Raw genomic sequence first — 22523 nt, forward strand, 5'->3', positions numbered from 1 at the left:
GCCGGGCCGGGGCCAGGCCGCCGCGACACTTGAGGACGCGCACCTCGCGGGCGTCCACCGCCAGGCGCAGGGCGGCGGGTGAGGGATTGGCGGCTTCCTGCAGCGGACGGTAGGCGAAGGCCAGGGTCTGGCCGGTTTCGGCGGCGACCTGCAGGCGCCGCAGGGCGCGGTCGTCGGCCTGTTTCGGCCAGCACAGCACGGCACCGCAGCAGCCCGAACGCAGGCACTGCTCGGCGGCCCATAAGGCGTCGCGGCCAGTTGCCCGCACGATGCTCAGGTGGCGCAGGTCGACGCCGGCGGCCAGCCAGGCGTGCGGATAGGGGATATGGGGCGGATCGACCAGCACGACCCGCTCGGCGGATGCGGTGAGGCGCGCCAGGGTCGGCCACAGCAGGCGCAGCTCGCCGATGCCGATGGCCGCGCTGAGGATCTCGCTCAGCGCGGCATCCGGCCAGCCGCCGCCGGGCAGGGCGGCGTCCAGCGCGGCATGTCCGGTCGGCTGGCTGGCGGAAGGCGGGACGACGGCCTGACCGCGCCAGACACGGCGCGTATCGAGCAGGCGGTCGAGGGCGACTACGGATGACATGCGCGATCACTCGAATACTGTATATGAGTACAGTATTCGGTCAGTGCCCGGCGCCGGTCAAGTCGAGGGCGATAGATGTCGAACCCGTCAGCGCATCGCCAGCATCCCTTTGAAGTCCGGCCACCAGCGCGGGTGCAGCAGCGAATAGGCGAGGGCGTAGGCCAGGGTGCCGACGCAGATGTCCGCCAGCCAGTGGGTGTAGCCGCCCAGGGTGCTGTGGGCCGAGAAATACAGCACGGCGAGGCTCATCAGCAGGGTGGCGAGCAGGCTGCGGTAGTTGCCCTGCAGCCAGTCGGCTGCGCCGAAACCGATGCTGCGGCGCAGCGCGGCGACATGGATCGGCACGATCAGCAGGGTGCGCGCCAGCATGGCCAGCCCGCCAGCCAGGGCGCCCAGCGGTTCACCGAGCAGGCCGAGCAGGGCCAGCGCCAGCAGGGTAGTGACGACTTCGGCGCGCACCACGGTCTGGATGCGGCTCACTGCCACCAGCAGGCTCTGCGCATGCAGGGCGGTATTGGCCAGCGCCGCCATCACCGCCAGTACCTGCAGGGTCGGTACGGCGGCCAGCCACTGGGCGCCGAACACCAGCAGCACCAGATCCTCGGCGGTGAGCGCCAGGCCGATATAGCAGGGCGTGAGCAGGAAGCCGGTCAGGCTACTTACGGCGCCGAACAGCGACCACAGGCGTGCCGGCTGCTCGGCGCGCCGGGCGAACGCCGGCAGCGCATAACTGGCCAGCCCGTTGTAAAGCGCCGTGCGCGGCAGTTCGATGATGCGCAGGGCGAAATTGAACTGGCCCACCGCCTGCACGCCCACGGTGAGTCCCAGCACCACGCTGGCCCCGCGCTGCAGCAGTTGCCCGCACAGGGTATTGATCGCGATGGGCAGGCCGGCCACCAGCACGCCGGCCAGCCAGGGCCGATCAAACGCCAGCGGCAGGCGGCGCGGATCGTTGCGCATCAGCATCAGCAGGGACACCAGCTCCATGATCAGCGCCTGCACGATCAACGCCCAGGCCCCGCCGCCCCGCAGCGCAACCAGGATGCCGCCCAAGGCGCCGAGCACCTTGCCCAGCAGGGTGCGCGAGGCGAGCAGGCGGAAGTTGCCGCTGCGGCGCATCTCCGCCACGTAGATGCGTGCCATCAGGGTCGCCAGCACCTTGGATGCCGCCACCAGCACCATGGCGCGCACGGCGGGGTCGTCGCTGACCATCAGGCCGCCCAGACCGATCACCCCCAGCGAACCCAGCCCGGCCGCCACGCAGGCCCAGAAGGCCGTGGCGCGCTGGCGGTGCGAGAGCTGTTGCTGCCGCACCAGCGGGTCCTCGATCAACGCGCTGAACAGAATGCCCACCAGCTCGACGATGACGATGATCAGCACGCCGACGCCCAATTCCTCCGGGGTCAGCAGGTGGGCGAAGACGAAGAAGGACAGCATGGACAACAGGATCAGCCCGAATTTCTCCGAGAAGATCCAGGCCAGGCGAGCCAGGCGTTCCCGGATCACCGTGCACGTTCCGGCATGCGCCAGCGGGTTGCGCGGGCATAGGCGTAGCGCAGTGCGGGCTTGCCATGCGCGGTCAGCAGAGCGCGCCAGGAAATGCGCAGCATCTGTTCGAACACCTGAATGACCCGGTGCTGTTGTCCCAGGCGCGAGAAGGCTTCGAGAAATTCCGTCTGGTTGGCGAGAATGAAATCCGTGCGCTCGCGTGGGCTCATCTGCGCGCCGTAATGTTCCAGGTAGAGCTCGACGAAGCGCAACTTGTGCGGGTAGTGGCGCTCTGGCTGGGCGGTGATGTTGTCGGGACCGACCAGGCGGTGATAGAGCACCTCCTGCACCGTATGGATTTCCGCCCGCTCGGCCACCTGGGTCCACAGCCAGCGGTCCTCGGCGAAGCGGAGGCGCGCGTCGAAGCCGCCGAAGCGAGTGGCCAGCTCACGCTCCATCAGCACCGAGGAGGGACAGTTGATGACGTTGCGCTGCTGGAAATCGCGGAAATGCCAGCCGGCCTTGCACCAGGCGAAAGGGATCTGCCGGCCATCGGCGAACAGGTTCATGCCGAAGCAATCGACCAGACCGATACGCCGGCCCGCCGCGCTGAGTCGTTTGAAGCATTCCAGCTGTTTTTCCAGTTTGGTGGGCAACCAGTAGTCATCGGCGTCCAGGAAGGCCAGCAGGTGATCACTGGCTTGGAAAATGCCGCGATTGCGCGCCGCGGCCGGGCCCTGGTTCGTCTGGCGGATCAGGGTGAGCGGAAAGGGAGCGCGATAGCGCTCCACCCGCTCCGGGCCAGCGTCGGTGGAGCCGTCGTCCACCACGATGACCCGGTCCGGCCGCCGGGTCTGGGCTGCCAGGGAGTCCAGCGCCTGGTCGATGGTGTCGTCGGCGTTGTAGAGGGGGATGATCACGCACACCGAGTAGTCGTTCATGCCGAAGGCCTTCCGTAGATACCGGATTCCACGCCGGCGCGGCTTGTCGCTGCGGCCCGGGCGGGGCGCAGGGACAGGGCCAGCACACAAAACACCAGGAACTCCCCGGTGCGGTGGTTGGGCACCACATACGCCACGTAGTTGGAAAGGATGAACACGCCGATGATGACCAGCGCGCTGGCGTGCTGGGCCACCGCGCTGCGCTGCTGCAGGGCGTTGAAATGCTTGTACAGGGTGGCGGCGAACAGCAGCGCCAGCGCGACCAGATGAACCAGTCCGCCATTGAGCAGGGTTTCCAGATAGCCGCTATGGGCATTGCCGATATAGCCCCAGCGGCGCAGGAAGAAATCCGCCGCCGAGCTGGCCCAGAAGGCGCCGAAGCCGTAGCCGCGCAGCAGCTCTTCCTCGATGGATGGGGCCAGCAGCGCCCAGATCTGCGTGCGATCGGTCAGCGAGCTGTCGCGGCCGAGCAGGTCGAGGAAGATATGGTAATTGGCATACAGCGTCAGGCAGATCAGCAGGTAGACCAGGGTGCTGGTCACCAGTACCGAGCGCGAACGATGCAGGCGCAGGCGGATCAGCGTCAGGAAGTACCAGTAGCTGGCCACGCCGGCGCAGACCAGTACCAGGCCGGTTGCCGAGCGTCCGAGGGCGATGGCCACCAGGGCGAAGAAGCCGGCGAGCAGCGCCCAACGGTTGCGCCGGCGGATGGCCGGCAGCAGCAGCAGGATGGCGACGGCGTTGATGCGTGCGGCGGCATTCTTCTCGCCGAACACGCCGCGAAAGGCTCCGGCCCGCGCGCCGTCGCTGTAGAACACCAGCTCGGGGGAAACCAGGGCGAACGCCAGGCCGAGCAAGGACAGGAAGCCGATGGTGCAGCCGATGAGCAGCGCCAGGCGTTCCAGGGGGTAGTTGTAGACGGCGAAGCCGGCGAAGAACACCACGCCCAGCAGCGCCACGAAGCGCCGGAAACTCAGCCCCGGTTCGTAGGACCAGAACACCGAGAGCAGCAGGCAGCCGAGGAACAGCAGCAGCACCAGATTGTCCCGGTAGACGCTTCGGCGCTGAAAGATCCGCTGGCGGATGAACAGCCAGGCCGGCACCAGCAGGGTGATCAATCCGCAGATCTGGTTGACCGGATTGCCTTCCAGCTCCCGGTCCATGCTCAGGCCGCGTCGCCCGATCACCAGGGCGATCAGGAAGTCGAACGCCTTCAGGTAGAACAGCAGCCCGAACATGAGAAAGGCGAAACGCAGGCTGGAGTAGCGCACCTCGAGGGTCTTCATGCCTGGTCCTCCGGCAGCAGCACCCGCAGATAGCTGCGCGCTGCCGCACTGCGGGTGAAACGGGCCGCGGCCTGTTGCCGGAGGCTGCGCTCCGCCTCGGGGTTGCTGGCCAGAACCTGCGCCACCGTGCGCGCCAGGGTCTTGGCATCCTCCACGGGGACCAGGGGCGCGACGAGTCCCCGATCCAGGATCTCCTCCGGCCCGTAGGGGCAGTCCGTGGCCACCACGGGCACGCCGGTCGCCAGGGCCTCCACCAGGGCGTTGGGACTGCCCTCGAAGCGGGACGCGAGCACGAAGCAGTCGGCGGCGGCGATCTCTGCCTGCGGGTCGACGCAGTAGCCGGGCAGGTCGAGGCGCCCGGCGAGGCCCAGCCGGCGGGCCTGCTGCTCCAGCGCTGCGCGCTGCGGGCCTTCGCCGAAAATCACCAGGCGCACGTCTTCCGGCAGGCGCGTCAGGGCGTCGAGAAGAATGTCGAACCCCTTCTGCGGCGCCAGGCGACCCACGGCCACCAGCACGCGCCCCGCTTTGTGGCGCAGCCACGGATGACGCGGGTTGGGCAGCGGGTGGATCAGGTAGTCGTCGTCCAGCACCGGGTTGTCGGCGGTGACCAGATCACGCGGGCGCAACGCCGGATGGCGAAGCAGATCCTGCGCCACGCCGTGCGACACGCAGATCACCGGATTGGGAATCAGCCGATACAGCCAGGGCGCCAGGGCGTAGGCGGCGCGCACGCTGCGGGCGGGATTGACAGAACGATCCCGGGAGAAGGCATTGCGCTCGCTGACATGCAGGCGCGCCAGCGTGCCGGATAGCAGGGCGGCGCCGATGGCCAGCACGTTCACATGGGTCAGTGCGGCGAGCATGGCATCGTAGCGCTCGCGGCGCAGGAAGCGCGCCAGGGCCGGCAGTGCACGGGCGGTGCGCGGACTGTCCAGGCACACCCGGCGCACACCGGGCGCCAGCAGCGCCTCGTGAATGCCGCCCTCGGTCAGCGTCAGCACCGTCACTCGGTAGTCCTCGCACAGGCTGCTCGCCAGCCGGGCGAGCATCTTCTCGGCGCCGCCGCCGTGCAGGTTGTGCAGGATGAACAGGATGCGCCGGCTCACTGGTTCCACACCTGGTAGAAGGCCTGGGCAGCCTGGCGGCCGTGAAAGCGAAGAATGGAGGCATCCGCCGCAGCCGATCTGACGCCAAGCGCACGCAGCAGTCCCGCAGCCAGCGCCCGAGGATCATCCGGACGCACCAGCATGCCCAGGCGCCCCTGATCCAGCAGCTCACGGGGGCCGGTTTCGCAATCAGTGGCCACCACCGGTACGCCGAGGGCCAGGGCTTCGATCAGCGCGGTGGGCATGCCTTCGTGGCGGGAGCTGAGCACGAACAGCCGGGCCGCGCGAAACAGCGGGTACGGATTGCCCAGGAAACCGGTGAAATGAACGTGCGCGGCGATGCTCAGTTGTACCGCCTGGGCTTGCAGAGCGTCCTTCTCGGGGCCCGTGCCCACGATGACCAGCGCCGGCAGTGACGCCTGCCGGCTGGCCAGGGCATAGGCCTCGAGCAGTACATCGAAGCCCTTCTCCGGCGCCAGCCGGCCCACCGCCAGCAGGTAGCGTTCCGGCAGGGGGCAGGGCGGCGGCTGGTCGGCCAGTTCCTGCAGCTCGTCGCCGATCACCGCATTCGGGCAGGTGTGCAGACGCTCCCGCCGCCACAGCAGGCGCCGCGACAGTGTCTGTGCGAGCGGCTCGGACACCGCCACCGCGCGCCCGCCGCCGAGCAGGTACAGGGAATAGAGCCAGCCCAGCAGGCGCGGTGAGAGGCGCTGGCCGGTGCACTCCAACGTGGCGTGGCGGCTGTAGATCACCTGGCAGTCGGTGCCCAGCGATGCCAACCAGGCGCAAAGGTTGGCCTGCTCCTTGGCGGCGATCAGGTGGGTGACGCCCTGGCGGATCAGATGGCGCAGGCGCAACCAGGAGCCGGACACGCTGCCCGTGCCGGCAAAGGCCGGCCAGTCGGGCACGGGGTCGCCGTTGATCACGAAAAAGCCGACCTCATGGCCATCGCGGGCAAACTGCGCCGCCAGCCGGAGGTGCACCTGCTCGACGCCCCCGTCCAAGGGAAAGTCCTTATGAATGAACAGGATGCGCATTGTTCTTGCGAGCCGGGGTGATGTGAATTTCCAGCCGCCGGCGCACCAGCAGGTAATTCAGCCGCAGGAAGTTGGCCGGGTAGATCAGCAGGTAACGCAGGATGGTGTGCGGCTCCCGGTACATCCGGTACAGGGCCCGCAGGTTGAGGCGGTTGATCAGCGACGGGTAGTAGGCGCCCTGGGCCATGGCTTCCTGGCGGATGAAGGCGCCGCAGGAAAAGGCCACGCCGGCGAACCCCCGGCGCTTGACCTGGCGGATGAAATCCTCCTGGCGCCCGGCGCCCAGCCCGACGATGAGAATGTCGCAACGGCTGTCGAGCACCGCCTGCACCACCTTGCCGGTCTCGTCGCGGCGGAAGTAGCCGTGTTCGCGCCCGGCGATGATCAATTGCGGATAGCGCGCCTTCATCTTGCGGATGAAGCTGCTCAGCTCCCGTGGGGTGGCGCCCAGCAGGAACACCCGCTTGCGGTGCTGCTCGGCATGCAGGAACACCACCGGTGCGATGGAGGTGAAATCGAAGCTTACCCGGCTGATGTGCTGGCCGGTCAGCCGCGACAGGAAGTTCGACATCAGCATGCCGTCGCAGAAATAGTGCAGGCTTTCCCGGGGATCCTGGCTGGCGTCCTGGAAGAGGCGGCCAATCGAGGCGAAGTTGAGGAAGGAGAACGCCTGGTCGCTGTTCAGCAATTGCTCCGAGAAGTTCTCCATGACCGCTACGCGGATCATCGGCATATGCGACCTCCAAGCGTTTCCATGCTCAGTAGATGTCCCGGGAAAGCAGGGTGAAGGGCGTCTTGCAGAGAATCTTCAGGTCCAGCCAGAACGACCACCGGTTGATGTAGGCCAGATCCGCTGCGACCCGCTGCTGCATCTTCTCCAGTGTCTCGGTTTCGCCACGGTGGCCGTTGACCTGGGCGAGCCCGGTGATGCCCGGCTTGATGCGGTGCCGGGCCATGTACGCCTGGATGCGTTCGCTGTAGTAGAGGTTGTGCAGCACGGCATGCGGACGCGGCCCCACCAGGGCCATGTCGCCGCGCAGCACGTTGAACAGTTGCGGCAGCTCGTCCAGCGAGCTGCGCCGCAGCAGCCGCCCGACCGGGGTCACCCGCGGATCATGCCGGCTGGCCTGGCGCACCTGATCGTCCTGATGCTGGTACATGGTGCGGAACTTCCAGATTTCGATGATCCGGCCGTTCCAGCCGTGACGCTGCTGGCGGAAAAGGACGGGGCCCGGAGAGGACAGTTTCACGGCCACGGTGATGAGCAACAGCAGTGGGGCGAGGAGCACCAGGGCCAGGGCCGCCAGGCACCGTTCAACCACGGTCTTGGCCAGGCTGGCGGCCGGTTGGGAGCTCATCAGGGTTTCGTTGAGATACAGCGCCGGCAGCGGGCCGATAGCCGAATAGGACGGATTGAGCAGTGGCAGGTGTGCCAGATCCGGCACCCAGATCACATCCACCGGCAGGTTCAGCAATTCCCCATACAGCCCTTCGAGACGCCCCTGTAGTTCCCGGGGCAAGGCTAGGTAGACGCGGCGAATGCCTTCCCGCTCGATGATCTCGGCCAGCTCGTCCAGGGTGCCCAGCAGGCGCAGACCAGACAGCGGCGAATCGCTTGCATCGCAGGCCACCAGCCCGCGCAGGGTGACCTGCCGGTTGCGCAACTGGTCGGCCAGCGCCTGGGCCGCCGGGCCGCTGCCGATGATCACGGCGCGCCGCTCGCGGCGCAGGCGGCGGGTCACGCGGCGAAAAACGCCATACAGCAGGGCCTGGCTGGACATCTGGATGAACAGGCCAAGGATCAGCCAGTCGCGCAGGAAGGCTGCGGAGAAGTCGTCAAGCTGGCCAACCAGCTCGAGCAGCGCCAGCAGCCCGCCGGTCAGCAGCAGCCAGGCGACCATGAGCCTGCCAAGGCCCTGCGGCAGGTCGTGTCGTTTGTGGTAGACCTGCAGCAGGCTGTAGCAGTACGGCGAACCGAGGAGGGTGAGGGCGCCCAGCAGCCGATATTCCTCGGAGAATTTCCCGGCGTGCACCTCGGTGAGTTGCCAGAGCAGCAACTGCAGTACCAGCATGGCGGTTGTCCACTGGCTCCAGAACGTCAGCCCGCGTCGGTTAACGACCGGCACGCCGGGCTGGCCGATATCCAGGGGCAGGGGATGCGGGGTATCCATGCCGGGCCGGGTGATCGGACGGGCAGTCGAATGACACTCTTGCATGGCCATCAGCCGCGCGATGCCTGTGACAAGGGGGCAGACAGGTAGCCGTAGCTTTCGTAGGGCTTGCCGTAGCGCCCCGCCTTGGCCAGGTCGTACTGGTTGAGCACCACGCCGATCACCGGGGCCTTGTTGCGCAGCAGGCGGCCGATGCCTTTCTGCACCAGCGGAATCGGCGTGCTTTCCGCATGAATCACGTAGATCAGCGCGTTGCTCAGCTTGGCCAGCAACAGCGCATCACTGACCACCTGGCTGGGCGGCGAGTCGATGATGATGCGCTGGTAGCGGGAAGTGAGCGCATTGAGGATGCGCGCCAGGCGCGGGGATGACAGCAGCTCCTGGGGATTGGACGGTACGCTGCCGGCCGGCAGCATGGCCAGCTTGCCCACGGTGCGCACGCAGTCCTCGAGCCGGCCATGGCCGGCGATCAGGTCAGCCAGGCCGGGGCCCTTCTCGGGCAGGGTGAAGCTGCGCGCCAGGGTCGGGTTGCGCAGGTCGGCCTCGATGAGCAGCACCCGCTCGATGTGCGACATGGAGAAGGCCAGGTTCACCGCCACGGTACTCTTGCCTTCGTTGGCCAGGGTCGAGGTGACCAGCACGATCTGCCGGGGGCGGTCGATGTCCGACAGCACCAGGCCGGTGCGCAGGGTACGGATGGCCTCGCAGAAGCGCTTGTCTTCGTTGAGACGGAACAGGTGGGCGAGCCGGTTGCGGCTCTTGCGTGTCACCAGCGGCACCACGCCCAGCAGCGGCACGTTGATCCGCGCCTCGACGTCCTCGCTGGTACGGAAGGTGTCGTCTAGCGCCTCGCGCAGGAAGGCCAGGCCCATGCCCAGCACCCCGGCGGCCAGCGCGGCGATCCCCAGGATCAGGCCTTTCTGCGGCTTGCTGGGCTGGATCGGCACCATGGCGCGGTCCACCACCTGGGCGTTGGCGGAGTTGATGTCCGAGGTGGCGGCGGTCTCCTTGAGGCGCGCCAGGAAGGTTTCGTACAGCACCCGGTTGCTGTCCACCTCGCGCTGCAGCTCGCGCAGGCGAAATTCCTTGCGGGAAATGTCCTGGATCTGGGTCTTGTTGAGATCGAAGGACTGGCGCAGGGACTGCTCGTTGGCCTCGGCCAGCTGATAGTTGCGCTCGATGCCGGCCACCACCTGCTGTACCTGGGTGTGCAGGCTGGCAGTCGCGGCATTCAGTTCGGTGTGGGCGGCGATCATCGCCGGGTGCTTGGGGCCGTAGCGCCGCGATAGCTCATCCACCTTGGCCTGGGCACGCGCGCGTTCGGCCTTGAACTGCTGGATCAGTGGATGGCCAAGCACCGCCGGCACACTGGCCAGGCGCTCCAGGTCGCCGTTGAGCGCCTGCACCTGGCGGTACTGGCTCTGCGCCTCGGCGCGTTCGCGGCGGGCATCGATCATCTTGCTGCCGGTCAGGGTCAGCTCGTTGGCACTGATGGTGGACACGCCGTCCAGGTCGACCAACCCTTCAGCTTCGCGGTAGCCCTGCAGCCGGTTCTCTGCCGCGCGCAGGTTCTCCTGCAGTTCCAGCAGCCGCTTGTTCATCCAGTCGGCGGCGGACAGCGAGCGCGTCATGTTGCTGTCCAGCTGGCTGGTGATGAATCCATCGGCCAGCGCGTTGGCGGCGTTCGCCGCCAGCTGCGGGTCCGGCAGCTCGACGTTCACCGCGATCAGCTGGCTCTTGCCGACATAGTGGGCGCTGATCGCCGGGCCGAGGGCCCGAACCACCTCGCGGACCCGTGCCGCTTCGTCCGGCTGCTCCGGCTCTTCGGGCATCAGCCAGTCGGGCAGCCAGGCGCGCCAATCGATCCAGGGCTCGCTGGGCGCTTCCGGTGCAAACAGCGGGTGCCGAGTCAGGTCGAGCTCTTTTACCACCCGTTCGGCCAGTGCCCGCGAGTGCAGCAGGCCCAGCTGGGTCTGCAGGTACTCGCTGGTGTTCACGCCAGGTTCGAAGAGCTGTTGAAAGGCCAGCACCTGCGGGTTGCGGTCGGCAATCACCAGGGTGGCAGTGGCCTTGTACTGGGGTGTGACCCATTGCAGGACGAGCAGGGTGGCGACGCAAGCCACCAGGATCAGGCCGACGATCATCCACTTGGCGCGCCACAGGATGTTCCACAGCTTCATCAGGTCCAGGGTGTCCTCGTCTTCACCGGGGCCGAGGGCGGGCGAGGGCAGGCGCGCAGCATCATAGGGCGGGAGCGTGTTCATCAGAAGAACCCCTGAGCGATGGTGATGGTGTCGCCGGGCAGGATCGGCGTGTCCAGGGCAGGGCGTTCACGCTCCCGTCGGTCGCCGTCGCCTCGCACGATGGTGACCCGCTTGAGCGAGGCGCGCTCGGTCAGGCCGCCGGCCAGGGCGATGGCGCGGTTCAGGGTCAGGCCCGGCTGGTAGGGGTAGCCCCCGGGCTTCTGTACTTCGCCGCTGATGTAGAACTCCCGGTAGGCGACCACGCTGACCGTCACCCGCGGATTGACCAGGTAGCCGTCGCGCAGGCGCTCGCTCAGTTGCTGTTCGATCTGTCCCGCGGTTCGCCCGCCGGCATGCACTTCGCCCACGAAGGGGTAGGAGAAGGTGCCCGCATCGTTGAGGCGAATTTCCTCGAAGCTGAGGTCGGGCTCGCCGAACACGCTGATGCGGATGATGTCGCCCGAGGCCAGCCGGTAACTGCTGCCTTGCTCGACCTGGGCGATGCCCGGGGGAATGAACAACAGGGTGAGCAGGATCGCTAGCAGGACTCTCGACATCGGGGCGGGCTCCATAGGGTTTACAGGCTGCCGGTGGCCGTGAGGGTGTACAGGTTGCGCTGGAAGCGTTCGCGATCCACGGTGGAATCGTTGTCCCAATGGCTGTAGCCCAGGGCCAGTTCCAGCCAGCGCCGCGGTTGATAGCTCAGCGTCAGGCCGGCGCTGCTCAGGTCGTCCTCGCGGTCCAGGCCCTGGTAGCGCAGGCGCGCCGCGCCCAGCGTGACGGTTGTACTGAATCGACCAGACCATTCGTGGCGCCAGTCGAGGCGGGCGCGGGTGTGCTTGATGGCGTCCGCGCCGTCGTCGCCCTCGTCGTAGGCCTGGCGGGTGGTCAGGCTGAACGTGGAGTAGGTGCGGGGCTTCCAGTCCAGGCCGACTTCCCACATGGGACTTTCCAGACCGTCGCGACTGTCGTCGTCATATTCCTTGCGCTGGTAGCCGGCGCGGACGCGGCCGCTGGTTCGGGCGGTGGCTTCCCACACGGCACCGGTCAGCAGCGCCAGGTTGTGGCTGTTCAGCGGACTGTCGGGCCGCACGTAGTCGAAATCCTCGTAGCGGGTCTCGATCAGCGCGCGGGTGCCGCCGATGCGGTGGAACCAGGTGACGCCCAGGCGACTGGCGTCGCGCTCCTCGCCGGCATTGACCAGGCTGTCATCGTGGAAGCGCAAGCGCTCGTGGTTGGCGGCGAATTCCAGGTTGTTGCGCGCCGTTTCGGCGCCGAAACGATAGGTGGCGCCGAAGGTCCGCAGGCTGTACTCGTCATTCACGCCGGGGATGGCGGTGGAGGCGGTTTCCTCCAGGCGGCTGTAGCCGGCCTTCAGGGTCAGCCGGTGGCGAGCGGTGAACTCCAGGATGCCTTCGAGCAGCAGGCGGTGGTCCAGATGGCTGGCGGAGCTGTCGTCGTGATAGGTCTGCTGTGCGCCCGCGTACGTCAGGCGGTAGGCGCTGTTGCGGTCCTCGGCAACCAGCCGCAGGCGCGGCTCCAGCGTGGTGATCCAGGAACTGGGCGCTGCGTAGGCCGCTTCGCGGTAGTTGTCGTCGTACCGCTCGCCAAGCAGCAGCGAGGGATAGAACTGCAGCCCCTGGATGTTCACAGGCTGCGGGTCGAGGGCACAGGCCGGCGCGGCGAGTAGCGCGGGCGTCAGTAGGCAGGCGGTCGTAAGCCGGTTCATGAAGCGTATCCTTGCTGGGTATGGCATCCGGGCTCTTTCCGGGACGGTGCGCTACCGCCCAGGTTGTCCGTCGGATCCCTGAGAACGAGCGATTTGCCGCTGAACTGCATGACGACAGGCAACGCAATCCCTGACCGTCAGGCTGCCGCTTCGTTTCGAGGGGGACGACAGACGGAGCGGTGGCGACATGAAATGTTGCAAGCCCTTTCGTCCGGACCACGGGCGGCTCCGCTACAGTGGTGTCCTCCCTGAACAACACTGCCCTTCATGACCCTGCTCATCGCCTTCGCCGTTCTTTCCATCCTGGTCTCGTTCCTGTGCTCCATCCTGGAGGCGGCGCTGCTTTCTCTGACCCCCAGCTACATTGCCCAGCAACGACTCACGCGGCCGAAGCTGTATGCACGGCTGAAGGCCCTCAAGGACAAGATCGACCAGCCGCTGGCCGCCATCCTGACGCTGAACACCGTGGCTCACACCGTGGGCGCCACCGGGGTGGGGGCGCAGGTCGTGGTGGTGTTCGGCGACGGCTACCTGGGCGTTGCCTCGGCCGTCATGACACTGCTGATCCTGGTGCTGTCGGAAATCCTGCCCAAGACCATCGGTGCCCGTTACTGGCCACGTCTGGCGCCCATGCTGCCGGTGCTGCTGGGTGGCATGATCCTGCTGCTCAAGCCCTTCATCTGGATGTCTGATGCCATCATGCGGCTGTTCGGCGGCAAGGAGCCGGAGCTGGATGTTCGCCAGGAGATCAAGGCCCTCGCGATGCTGGGAAGGGAGGTCGGCAAGCTCGACGAGGATGAGCAGCGGGTGATCCGCAACATTCTCGACCTGCACGAGATTCGTCTGCGCGACATCATGACCCCGCGCACGGTCTGCGAATCCGTCACGCCGGATGAGTCGATTCGCGAGCTTAAGCAGCGTGTCGAGGAAAGCCAGTTTTCCCGCTACCCGGTGATCGACGAGCACGAAAGCCCGCTGGGAGTGGTGTTCCGTTACGACGCCCTGAAGGCTGCCGACGATGAGCGACCGGTGAGCGAGATCATGAAACCGCTCAAGATCGTGCAGGAAACCATGAACGTCGAGAGCCTGATGACCGAGCTGATGCGCGAGCAGCAGCACATGTGCCTGGTGTACGACGAGTTCGGCGGTTGGCAGGGGCTGGTGACGCTGGAGGACATCCTCGAAACCATCATCGGCAAGCCGATCCTCGACGAGACTGACGACATTCCCAACATGCGCCGTTTTGCCAAGCGTCGCTGGGAGCATCGGGTCAAGTCGATCCAGGGGCGTCAGGACTGATGGGTGTCGTACACGCAAAGGCACGTGTATCAATATTTAACATAACGTGCATTATGGGTAGTTCAGGCGTGAAGAAAGCTGGGGGCCCGGGTGAACGCTTGCCGGCCCAGGGTTGCTGCTTCTTTGGCTGCGATGAAGATTCGTAACGATGAAAGCCAGGCCGATCCGATATGTGCACTCGGATCGGCGACCCGCTGCTGACCACACTTAAGATGCGTAATCACGCCGAGCGCTGAGGTTTCCGTCTCGGGCGAACGTCGCCGTCACAGTGCTTTCGCGTTTCGGCTTTCGGCAAACAGCCGACCGGAGTTCTTGTGATCCGAAGTGCTTCTCCGGCGGCTGGGCCAGCGCTCCGTGTTCGTATTCTGTCTGCCTGCTAGCGCGGTTCCCAGCGTTCAACCGGATACGCCGCACCTGGCCTGGCGCCTTGGATGCTGACGTACAGGTCTCAATCAAGATTCAATAAAATCAATTGGTTACGCGACGTATTGGCTGTACTGCCTTAGGGGAAGGATTAATCGAACGCAGGCAGCACGCGTACGAAACGCAGGCAGCACGCGTACGTCGTGGCGGCTCAAGATTTCAGGGCGTGGGGGCGGCCCTTTACCCATCTTCAATATCCGATAACAGCCAGACCCGGATATTGCATATACTGCGCGGCACCCCCGTAGTTCCCCAGGAATGATCCGCCGTGGCGTACTCCCCGCAACCCTTGTTCGAGACCTTCGATCGCTTCCATGAACTTAATTTCCTGCACCTGAGCGGCGAGCTGCCGGTGGTTCGCGAGTTTCTCCTGGGCTTCCCCGCGGAACGTCAGGCTGTCGAAGGCTACTGTGCGGCTCGGGGGTTCCTGAAGTCCTATGCGGGCAACGAGGCCACGTTCAATTCCTACCGGACCCACGTCGAGCGGTTGCTGCTCTGGTCGCTGCTGGTGGCGCACAAACCGCTGCTGGAGCTGCGCCGCCGCGATGCCGAAGCGTTCATGGAGTTCTGCCTCAATCCCCCTGCCGACTGGGTCGGTCCGGTGGTCAAGTCGCGCTTCCTGCGGGTAGGCGGCCGCAAGAAGCAGGACACCGATACCTATCTTCTGAACGAGCACTGGCGCCCCTTCAGCCTGAGTATCGCCAAGCGCGAGCGCAAGGTCGCCGAGGAATCGCTGACTCCCCTGCCCCCTCGGCCCTATCGCATGGCGCAGGGCTCGGTGGCGCAGGTGTTCGCCGTGTGCGGCAGCTTCTTCCAGCACGCCATCGACGAAGGCCTCACTGAGGTGAATCCGTTCCGCGCGGTGAAACAGAAGTCCGTCTACAAGCAGCGCAATACCCTCAACGTCGCCTCGCGCTCGCTCACTCCGTTGCAGTGGAGCTACGTGCTGGAGACTGCCGAGCAGATGGCGGCGCAGGACCCCGTGCATGAGCGCACCCTGTTCATCGTGGCCACGCTGTTTTCCATGTATCTGCGGGTGTCCGACCTGGTGGGCAGGGATGGCTGGTCGCCGACCATGGGCGACCTTCGTCGCGACAGCCGGGACAACTGGTGGTTTCATGTGGTGGGCAAAGGCAACAAGGCGGCCAGGATCAGCGTCCGGGACGAGTACATCGACACCTACCTGGTGCGCTACCGACGGCACCTGCAGCTGCCACCGCTGCCCTCGCCCCACGAAACCACGCCTCTGATCGGCACCCTCAGGGGGCGAGCCGGCCTTTCCGACCGCCATGTACGGCTGTTGCTCCAGGAGGTGTTCGATCGCGCCCTCGCGCGCATGGCCGAGGAGGGCTGGAGCGAGGATGAAATCGACCAGCTGCGCTCGGCCTCGCTGCATTGGCTGCGCCACACGGCCGCAACCTTCGACGCGCCCCACCGGGACATGAAGGACCTGCAGGCAGATCTTCGCCACAACAGCCTCAGCACCACCCAGAACGTCTACTACAACACCCTGGACGAGCAGCGGGCGCACTCGGTGAAAGGCCTCAAGCTCAAGCGCTGAAAGACGTCAGGCCCCCGCCTTGCGCAGGCGCTGGTGGTAGTCCGGCAGGTGCAGCAGGCCGTGCCGCGCGGCCGCGCGGCGCACCGCATTGCGTTCGCCGTCGAATTTCACCGTTTCGCTGATCACCTTGATGTTGCCCTCGATGCCCATGGCGCAGGCGAAACAGACCACGCCGTCCATGGGGCCATCGGCCTCGGCCAGGCCGGTGTTGGCCAGCGCGATGGTCGCGGCACTGGCGCGCAGCGCGCCGACGGCCATCTCCCGTGCGACCTCCTCACTGGTCAGACCATAGGTCTGAATGGTCTGCAGACTGACCCCCAGCATGGCGTGCTTGGCTCCCACGGTGTACGTCACGTAGCCGCTTTCCAGCACCTTGCCGCAGCCCGCGACGTCGGCAAGTAGTCCGCTCATCAACCCGGCGGTACAGGATTCGGCAGTGGTCAGCATGAGCTGGTGGCGAGTCAGAAACTCCACCACGTCCTCCAGGGTTTGCATGGTGCCCTCCGGCGGCGTGCTCCCGTAGCCATGGGATACCGGCAAGCCGCGCCAGTTCACGAGAACCGCTGGTAGGAGGCGCGAAACTAACCTGCGACCGGTCGGTCAGCCTTATGGATGGGGATCAGAGAACTACAGTTCTTTAGCGCACTTGCCGCGTGTGGCTTTTGTGCGCCTTGGCCTGACACCGGGAGGAAAAACGATGGGGAATGCAGCGGTAACCGCTCACCTAGCCGATTCGAATGTGCACGGCGCGACGATGGATCGTCCGCGACTCAGCGTCGAAAGTCTCCAGACCACTACAAAACGAATTCTGTTCGTCACCCCCGAGTTCGCCGACCTGATCAAGGTCGGTGGCCTGGGTGACGTTTCCGCCTCACTGCCTCGCGCCTTGCATGCCCTGCACGACATCCGTGTGCTGATGCCCGGCTATCCCCAAGTGCTCAACAGCGGCCACGAGGTGCGCGTGATCGCCACCCTGCCCGGCCACGCCGCGCTGCCGCCCTGCCGTATCGGCCGCATGGACCTTCCCGATGGGCTGACCCTGTACGCGGTGATCTGCCCGGAGCTCTACGAGCGCGAAGGCACCCCCTACGGCGACGACCGGGGTCGCGACTGGGACGACAACCACATCCGCTTCGCCCGCCTGGGGCTGGCCGCCGCGCAGATCGCCGCAGGCGAGCTGAACTGGGTTCCGGAACTGGTGCATGCCAATGATTGGCAGACCGCGCTGGCCCCGGCCTACATGCACTGGCAGGGGTTGCGCACGCCCTGCGTGTTCACCGTGCACAACCTGGCCTACCAGGGACTGTGCGAACTGGCCTGCTACAAGGAGCTGGGCCTGCCGGACACCGTCGCCCGCACGGACGGCATGGAGTACTACGGTCGCCTGTGCGCGCTCAAGGCCGGCCTGGTGTATGCCAGCCACATCACCACGGTCAGTCGCAACTACGCGCTGGAGATCACGACCCCGGAGTTCGGCTGTGGCCTGGAGGGCGTGCTGCGCGAACGCGAAAGCCTTGGGCGGCTGACCGGCATTCCCAACGGTATCGACGCCAGCTGGCAACCCGACAACGATCCCTTCCTGGCGCGGCCCTTCGCGTCGAGCGACTGGCTGGCCCGTGCCGAGAACACGCGCTACGTGGAAAAACTGTATGGACTCGACGCCGGGGGACCGCTGTTCGCCGTGGTGTCCCGGCTGGTGCATCAGAAAGGCATCGACCTCACCCTGGAGATCGCCGACACGCTGGTAGCGGCCGGTGGGCGGCTGGTGGTGCTCGGCCGGGGCGAGGAAGCGCTGGAACAGGCGCTGGTCGCGCTGGCGCGCCGCCACCCGGGGCGCATCGGCGTGCGCATCGGCTTCGACGAACGGGACGCTCGGCGCATCTTTGCGGGCAGCGACTTCCTGCTCATGCCGTCCCGCTACGAGCCCTGCGGGCTCAGTCAGATGTATGCGCAACGCTATGGCACGCTGCCGATCGCACGGCGTACCGGCGGATTGGTCGACACCATCGAGGACGGCGTGAACGGCTTCCTGTTCGTCGAGCAGACCGCGGACAGCTACCTGGGGGCGATTCGACGCGCCCTGCAGGTGCACGCCCACCCGCAACTGCTCGCCGCCATGCGCACCCAGGCCATGGCGGCGCCGTTGTTCTGGTCCGAGTCGGTCAGGCCCTACGACCAGCTCTATCGCAGCCTGCTGACGGAGCCGGTCGAGGCGCGGATCTGAACCATGTGGCATGCCAGGCACCATGGGGTCCGTCTGCTGGACGACGGATCAGCGCGTTTTTCCCTGTGGGCACCGGATGCCACCCAGGTTCAGGTGGAACTGGGCGATGGCAGCCGCCACGCCCTGCGTCGCGAGCCACAGGGCTGGTTCACCGGCCAGCTGGGGTGCCCGGCAGGCACGACCTACCGCTACTGGATTGATGAACGTCTGCGCGTGCCCGACCCGGCCTCACGCGGCCAGCAGGGCGATGTGGACGGCCCCAGCCGGGTCGTCGATCTCGCCGCATTCCCCTGGCAGACCACCGACTGGCAGGGGCGCCCCTGGCATGAGGCAGTGTTCTGTGAAGTGCATGCCGGCCTGCTGGGCGGTTTCGCCGGTGTCGCGAGCCACCTGCCCGCGCTGGCCGACCTGGGCATTACCGCCATCGAACTGATGCCGCTGGGCGAGTTTCCCGGCGCACGCAACTGGGGCTATGACGGCGTGCTGCCCTTCGCCCCTGAAACCAGCTATGGATCGCCCGAAGCGCTGCAGCGCCTGGTGGATCAGGCTCACAGCCTGGGGCTGATGGTATTTGTCGACGTGGTCTACAACCATTTCGGACCCGAAGGCAACTACCTCCACCAGTACGCCAGCGCTTTCTTCCGTGAGGACCAGCATACCCCCTGGGGTGCCGCCATCGATTTCCGCCGCCGGCAGGTTCGCGACTTCTTCATCGAGAACGCACTGATGTGGGTGCAGGATTACCGGATGGATGGCCTGCGGCTGGACGCCGTGCATTCCATTCCCGACCAGGACTTCCTCATCGAGCTGGCCCGGCGTGTTCGGGATGCGGTTCCGCCTGGGCGGGAAGTTCATCTGGTGGTGGAAAACGAGGGTAACAGCGTCGAACTGCTGGAAAGCGGCTACACCGCGCAGTGGAACGACGACGCCCACAATGTGCTGCATGCCCTGCTGACGGGCGAACGCGAGGGCTATTACGCCGACTTCTGCGAAGGGACCACGGAAAAGCTGGCCCGTTGTCTGGGCGAGGGCTTCGTGTTCCAGGGGGAAGCCGATCGCCGTGGGCACCGACGCGGCCAGCCAAGCGGGCACTTGCCACCGACGTCGTTCGTGCTGTTCCTGCAGAACCATGACCAGGTCGGCAATCGTGCCCTGGGCGAAAGGCTGGTGAGTCTGTGCGCGCCGCAGGCTCTGGAAGTCGCGGTGGCGCTGCAGATGCTCTGCCCGATGATCCCGCTGCTGTTCATGGGCGAGGAGCGCGGCTGCAGCGAGCCCTTCCTGTTCTTTACCGATTACCACAACGAGCTGGGGCGTGCGGTCCGCGAGGGTCGCCAGCGGGAATTCGCTGCCTTCAGCGCGTTTGCCGGCGTCCAGGTGCCCGATCCCAATGCAGCCGAGACCTTCGAGCACTCGCGCCCGGGGGAGGCCTGTGCGCATTGGCAGCAGTTCTACCGGCAGCTGCTGCAGATCCGCCACCAACAACTGGTTCCGCGTCTGCGCGGCAGTCGTGCCGGGGGCGTGCATGTGCTGCAGGACCAGGCGCTTACCGCCACCTGGCGGCTTGGCGACGGCAGCCGGTTGCGCATCGATTTCAACCTGGGGGAGCGGCCGGCTACGGCCGCTCCGTTGCCCGCCGCCGCCCGGCCGTTGTTCGACCTGCGCGTCGGCGCTGTCGACGCTTTCCGGCCGCTGTCGCTGCCGCCCTGCAGTCTGCTGGCCACCCTGGAGAATGCCCATGAGTGACAAGCGTCTGGCCGAGCTTTCCCGAGCCGTGGGACTCAACATCGAGTGGCAGGACGCTGCCAAGAAGACCCAGCACGTCACTCCCGAGGCCCAGCGGGCCCTGCTGGAGGCCATGGGGTATCCGGCGCAGACCTCGCAACAGATCGTGGAAAGCCTGGCCACGCTCCGCGATCGTCACCGCAGCCGCTGCTACGGTCCGCTGCTGACCGTCGAGCAGGGACAACCCCTCGACCTGACCGGGCGCTTCAAGGCGGGCAGCCCCTTTCGCCTGATCGAAGAGGATTCCCAGCGCCACGAAGGTCGGTTGGACGCCCATGCCCGCCTGCCTGGCTGGCACATGCCCGGTTATCACCATCTGGAAGTCGGCAACGAGCAACTGACGGTCGCGGTCTGCCCGCCCGCCTGCCCCGATGTCGCCACCCTGTCGGGTGGCCGGGACCGGCATCTGTGGGGGCTGGCCGTGCAGCTCTACGCCCTGCGCCGACAGGGCGATGGGGGCGTGGGCGATACCGAGGCGCTGGAGCACCTGGTGCGCAGCGCGGCCCAGGCTGGCGCAGACGCCATGGCACTGAGCCCGGTGCATGCCATGTTCAGCGCCCTGCCCGACCACTACAGCCCCTACTCCCCGTCCAGCCGCTTGTTCTTCAATGTCCTGCATGCCTCGCCCGGCTGCATCATGGGCGAGCACGCCCAGAGCCAGGCGCTCAAGGTCAGCGGCCTGGAGCAGGAGTTCAAGCGCCTGGAGGCCCTGGACCTGATCGACTGGCCGGCGGCGGGCACCGCTCGCCTGCGCATCCTGCACCAGCTCTACCGCAGCTTTGGTGACGGCGGCAAGGAACACCTGCTGACCCCGGACTTCGACAGCTTCTGCTCGGCAGGTGGCGAAGCGCTGCGCGACCACTGCCGCTTCGAGGCATTGCACGCCTTCCAGCTGGCCCGTGGCCAGTCTGGCGACTGGCGAGACTGGCCGGAATCCCTGCACGATCCCCGCCATGTCGAGGTGGAGCGTTTCGCCCGGGAGCACGCCGAAGAAGTGCGCTTCCACGCCTTCTGCCAGTGGCTCATCGCCCGCTGCCTGAAGCGTGCCCAGGACGCCGCCACCGGCGCCGGCATGCGCATCGGTCTGATCGCCGACCTGGCGGTGGGCGCCGAGCCCACCGGCAGTCAGGCCTGGTCGCGGCAGGCGGAGTTCCTGCCCGCGCTGGCGGTGGGCGCCCCGCCGGACCTGATCAACCGCGCCGGGCAGAACTGGGGCATCACCGCCTTTTCGCCGGAAGGCCTGCGCCAGCATGGCTTTCGCGCCTACCTGGAGATGCTGCGCGCCAACCTGGCGCATGTCGGTGGCCTGCGCATCGACCACGCCATGGGCCTGCAGCGTCTCTGGCTGATTCCCCAGGGGGCACCGCCCGAGGCCGGTGCCTACCTGGACTACCCCTGCACCGATCTGCTGCGCCTGCTCTGCCTGGAAGCCACCCGTCACCAGGCGCTGATCATTGGTGAAGACCTGGGCACCGTCCCGCCCGGTTTCAGCGAGGACCTGGCACGGCGCAATATCCTGGGCATGCGCGTGCTGTACTTCGAACAGCATCAGAAGGGCTTCCGGCCGCTGGCGCAATGGTCCGACGAAGCCCTGGCAACCAGTACGACCCACGACCTGCCGAGCATCATCGGCTGGCTGGAAGGGCGTGACATCCAGCAGCGTCTGGACAGTGGCCATATCGACGAACACCGTGCCCAGGACGATCTTGCCCAGCGCGAGGAGGACCGCCAGGCGCTCGCCGAGACGCTGCAGGCCGAGGGTCTGTTGCGCGAGGATGAGCAAAGGCCGGCCCGTTTGCTGGATGCTTGCGTGGAGTTTCTCGGCCTCACGCCGGCCCCGCTGGTGCTGCTTCCCCTGGAAGACATCCTCGGGCATCCGGAGCAACCCAACCTGCCGGGCCCCGGCGATCGCCACCCCAACTGGCGCCGGCGCTGGCCGGTCAGCGTGGACCGCCTGCTGCGCGAGCCGCAGGCGATCACGCGTCTACGCCTTCTGGACAGCAGTCGACAGGCGGCGGGTACGCAGCCATGAGTGCGCCGCGTGCCACCCTGCGACTGCAATTCCACCGGGGCTTCACCCTGGATGACGCCGCGCGCCGGGTGCCCTACTTCGCCGCGCTGGGCATCAGCCATATCTATGCCTCGCCTCTGTTCACGGCGCGCCCCGGTTCGCTGCATGGCTACGACGTGCTGGACCCGACACGCATCAGCCCGGAGCTGGGCGGCGAAGCCGCGCTGCGCCGGCTGGTGGATGCGCTGCATGCGCACGGCATGGGCCTGATCCTGGACATCGTCTCCAACCACATGGCGGTCGGCGGCGACGGCAATCCCTGGTGGCTCGACGTGCTGGAATGGGGCGAAGCCAGCCCCTATGCCAAGTTCTTCGATATCCAGTGGCGCTCCCACGACCCGCTGCTGCGCGGCCAATTGCTGGTGCCCTTCCTGCGCAGCGACTATGCGGAGGTGCTACGCGCTGGTGAGCTGGTTCTTGGCTACCAGGAGAACACCGGGCAGTTCTACGCCACCCACCATGAACACCGTTTTCCCCTCGCGCCGGCGTCCTGCGCCCGTATCCTGCGCCATGCCGGCCATGTTGGGCTGAGCGCGCTGGCGGTGCGCTTCGCCAGCCTGCCACGCGGCGAGCGGG

At 66.7% G+C, this 22523-nt stretch carries 18 protein-coding genes; 6 read left to right on the forward strand and 12 right to left on the reverse strand.

Translation table 11 applies throughout. The features are described 5' to 3' along the window. The 11 genes from imuA to AS93_RS0108885 all read right to left on the reverse strand — a co-directional run. Positions 1–586 (reverse strand): translesion DNA synthesis-associated protein ImuA (gene imuA / locus AS93_RS0108835; protein ID WP_027590284.1); only part of this gene is annotated, 586 nt, incomplete at its 3' end. An 87-nt stretch (positions 587–673) separates the two neighbouring features. Next, a complete protein-coding gene (locus AS93_RS0108840; RefSeq protein WP_027590285.1) occupies positions 674–2092 on the reverse strand; it encodes an oligosaccharide flippase family protein in 1419 nt (472 codons plus the stop codon). After that, the gene (locus AS93_RS0108845) at positions 2089–3015 is read right to left on the reverse strand and encodes a glycosyltransferase family 2 protein (protein ID WP_027590286.1); all 927 of its coding nucleotides are present in this window, start codon (positions 3013–3015) and stop codon (positions 2089–2091) included. The genes AS93_RS0108840 and AS93_RS0108845 overlap by 4 nt, the downstream gene beginning before the upstream one ends. Next, positions 3012–4301, reverse strand: a complete 1290-nt coding sequence (locus AS93_RS19015) for an O-antigen ligase family protein (RefSeq protein ID WP_051587402.1) — start codon at positions 4299–4301, stop codon at positions 3012–3014. The genes AS93_RS0108845 and AS93_RS19015 overlap by 4 nt, the downstream gene beginning before the upstream one ends. Further along, a complete protein-coding gene (locus AS93_RS0108855; protein ID WP_037008767.1) occupies positions 4298–5407 on the reverse strand; it encodes a glycosyltransferase in 1110 nt (369 codons plus the stop codon). Before AS93_RS0108855 ends, AS93_RS19015 begins: the two co-directional genes overlap by 4 nt. Further along, the gene (locus tag AS93_RS0108860; protein ID WP_256214724.1) at positions 5404–6411 is read right to left on the reverse strand and encodes a glycosyltransferase; all 1008 of its coding nucleotides are present in this window, start codon (positions 6409–6411) and stop codon (positions 5404–5406) included. The genes AS93_RS0108855 and AS93_RS0108860 overlap by 4 nt, the downstream gene beginning before the upstream one ends. A gap of 10 nt (positions 6412–6421) precedes the next feature. Then, positions 6422–7177, reverse strand: coding sequence for a WecB/TagA/CpsF family glycosyltransferase (locus tag AS93_RS19020; RefSeq protein WP_256214725.1), 756 nt, complete (start codon positions 7175–7177; stop codon positions 6422–6424). 25 nt (positions 7178–7202) lie between these two features. Beyond that, positions 7203–8516, reverse strand: coding sequence for an undecaprenyl-phosphate glucose phosphotransferase (locus AS93_RS0108870; protein WP_155956127.1), 1314 nt, complete (start codon positions 8514–8516; stop codon positions 7203–7205). Between the two features lie 149 nt (positions 8517–8665). After that, on the reverse strand, positions 8666–10879 hold the full coding sequence (locus tag AS93_RS0108875) for a polysaccharide biosynthesis tyrosine autokinase (RefSeq protein ID WP_051587403.1): 2214 nt from the start codon (positions 10877–10879) through the stop codon (positions 8666–8668). Then, positions 10879–11415, reverse strand: coding sequence for a polysaccharide biosynthesis/export family protein (locus AS93_RS0108880; RefSeq protein ID WP_037008769.1), 537 nt, complete (start codon positions 11413–11415; stop codon positions 10879–10881). The genes AS93_RS0108875 and AS93_RS0108880 overlap by 1 nt, the downstream gene beginning before the upstream one ends. A 20-nt stretch (positions 11416–11435) precedes the next feature. After that, positions 11436–12587 (reverse strand): outer membrane beta-barrel protein, encoded by a 1152-nt coding sequence (locus AS93_RS0108885; RefSeq protein ID WP_051587405.1) that lies wholly within the window; start codon positions 12585–12587, stop codon positions 11436–11438. Between the two features lie 267 nt (positions 12588–12854). Here AS93_RS0108885 and AS93_RS0108890 point away from each other — a divergent pair, with 267 nt between their 5' ends. Both AS93_RS0108890 and AS93_RS0108895 read left to right on the forward strand, forming a co-directional pair. Continuing rightward, positions 12855–13886, forward strand: coding sequence for a hemolysin family protein (locus tag AS93_RS0108890; RefSeq protein ID WP_027590293.1), 1032 nt, complete (start codon positions 12855–12857; stop codon positions 13884–13886). Positions 13887–14577: 691 nt separating this feature from the next. After that, positions 14578–15870, forward strand: a complete 1293-nt coding sequence (locus AS93_RS0108895; protein ID WP_027590294.1) for a hypothetical protein — start codon at positions 14578–14580, stop codon at positions 15868–15870. Positions 15871–15876: 6 nt separating this feature from the next. Here AS93_RS0108895 and AS93_RS0108900 read toward each other — a convergent pair whose 3' ends face one another. Beyond that, positions 15877–16365: a nicotinamide-nucleotide amidohydrolase family protein gene (locus tag AS93_RS0108900; RefSeq protein ID WP_027590295.1), complete on the reverse strand. Its 489-nt coding sequence runs from the start codon at positions 16363–16365 to the stop codon at positions 15877–15879. Between the two features lie 259 nt (positions 16366–16624). Here AS93_RS0108900 and glgA point away from each other — a divergent pair, with 259 nt between their 5' ends. The 4 genes from glgA to AS93_RS0108920 form a co-directional block, all read left to right on the forward strand. After that, on the forward strand, positions 16625–18094 hold the full coding sequence (glgA, locus tag AS93_RS0108905) for a glycogen synthase GlgA (RefSeq protein WP_175444361.1): 1470 nt from the start codon (positions 16625–16627) through the stop codon (positions 18092–18094). Positions 18095–18097: 3 nt separating this feature from the next. Next, entirely contained in the window at positions 18098–19837 is a 1740-nt protein-coding gene (treZ, locus tag AS93_RS19025) for a malto-oligosyltrehalose trehalohydrolase (RefSeq protein ID WP_081798263.1), read from the forward strand. Beyond that, positions 19830–21908 (forward strand): 4-alpha-glucanotransferase, encoded by a 2079-nt coding sequence (malQ, locus tag AS93_RS0108915; protein ID WP_027590297.1) that lies wholly within the window; start codon positions 19830–19832, stop codon positions 21906–21908. Before treZ ends, malQ begins: the two co-directional genes overlap by 8 nt. Further along, positions 21905–22523, forward strand: a 619-nt coding sequence (locus AS93_RS0108920; RefSeq protein ID WP_027590298.1) for an alpha-amylase family glycosyl hydrolase, incomplete at its 3' end; no start/stop codon positions are given. The genes malQ and AS93_RS0108920, both read left to right, overlap by 4 nt.

It is taken from the genome of Pseudomonas sp. RL (assembly GCF_000647775.1).
GTDB lineage: Bacteria > Pseudomonadota > Gammaproteobacteria > Pseudomonadales > Pseudomonadaceae > Serpens > Serpens flexibilis.

What these genes read in the sequence shown, in the direction of transcription:
- AS93_RS0108845 (WP_027590286.1), bottom strand. Translation starts at nt 3,015, where the DNA reads ATGAACGACTACTCGGTGTGCGTGATCATCCCCCTCTACAACGCCGAC.
- AS93_RS19015 (WP_051587402.1), bottom strand. Translation starts at nt 4,301, where the DNA reads ATGAAGACCCTCGAGGTGCGCTACTCCAGCCTGCGTTTCGCCTTTCTC.
- AS93_RS19020 (WP_256214725.1), bottom strand. Translation starts at nt 7,177, where the DNA reads ATGCCGATGATCCGCGTAGCGGTCATGGAGAACTTCTCGGAGCAATTG.
- AS93_RS0108870 (WP_155956127.1), bottom strand. Translation starts at nt 8,516, where the DNA reads ATGCTGGTACTGCAGTTGCTGCTCTGGCAACTCACCGAGGTGCACGCC.
- AS93_RS0108875 (WP_051587403.1), bottom strand. Translation starts at nt 10,879, where the DNA reads ATGAACACGCTCCCGCCCTATGATGCTGCGCGCCTGCCCTCGCCCGCC.
- AS93_RS0108880 (WP_037008769.1), bottom strand. Translation starts at nt 11,415, where the DNA reads ATGTCGAGAGTCCTGCTAGCGATCCTGCTCACCCTGTTGTTCATTCCC.
- AS93_RS0108885 (WP_051587405.1), bottom strand. Translation starts at nt 12,587, where the DNA reads ATGAACCGGCTTACGACCGCCTGCCTACTGACGCCCGCGCTACTCGCC.
- AS93_RS0108890 (WP_027590293.1), top strand. Translation starts at nt 12,855, where the DNA reads ATGACCCTGCTCATCGCCTTCGCCGTTCTTTCCATCCTGGTCTCGTTC.
- AS93_RS0108900 (WP_027590295.1), bottom strand. Translation starts at nt 16,365, where the DNA reads ATGCAAACCCTGGAGGACGTGGTGGAGTTTCTGACTCGCCACCAGCTC.
- glgA (WP_175444361.1), top strand. Translation starts at nt 16,625, where the DNA reads ATGGATCGTCCGCGACTCAGCGTCGAAAGTCTCCAGACCACTACAAAA.
- treZ (WP_081798263.1), top strand. Translation starts at nt 18,098, where the DNA reads ATGTGGCATGCCAGGCACCATGGGGTCCGTCTGCTGGACGACGGATCA.
- malQ (WP_027590297.1), top strand. Translation starts at nt 19,830, where the DNA reads ATGAGTGACAAGCGTCTGGCCGAGCTTTCCCGAGCCGTGGGACTCAAC.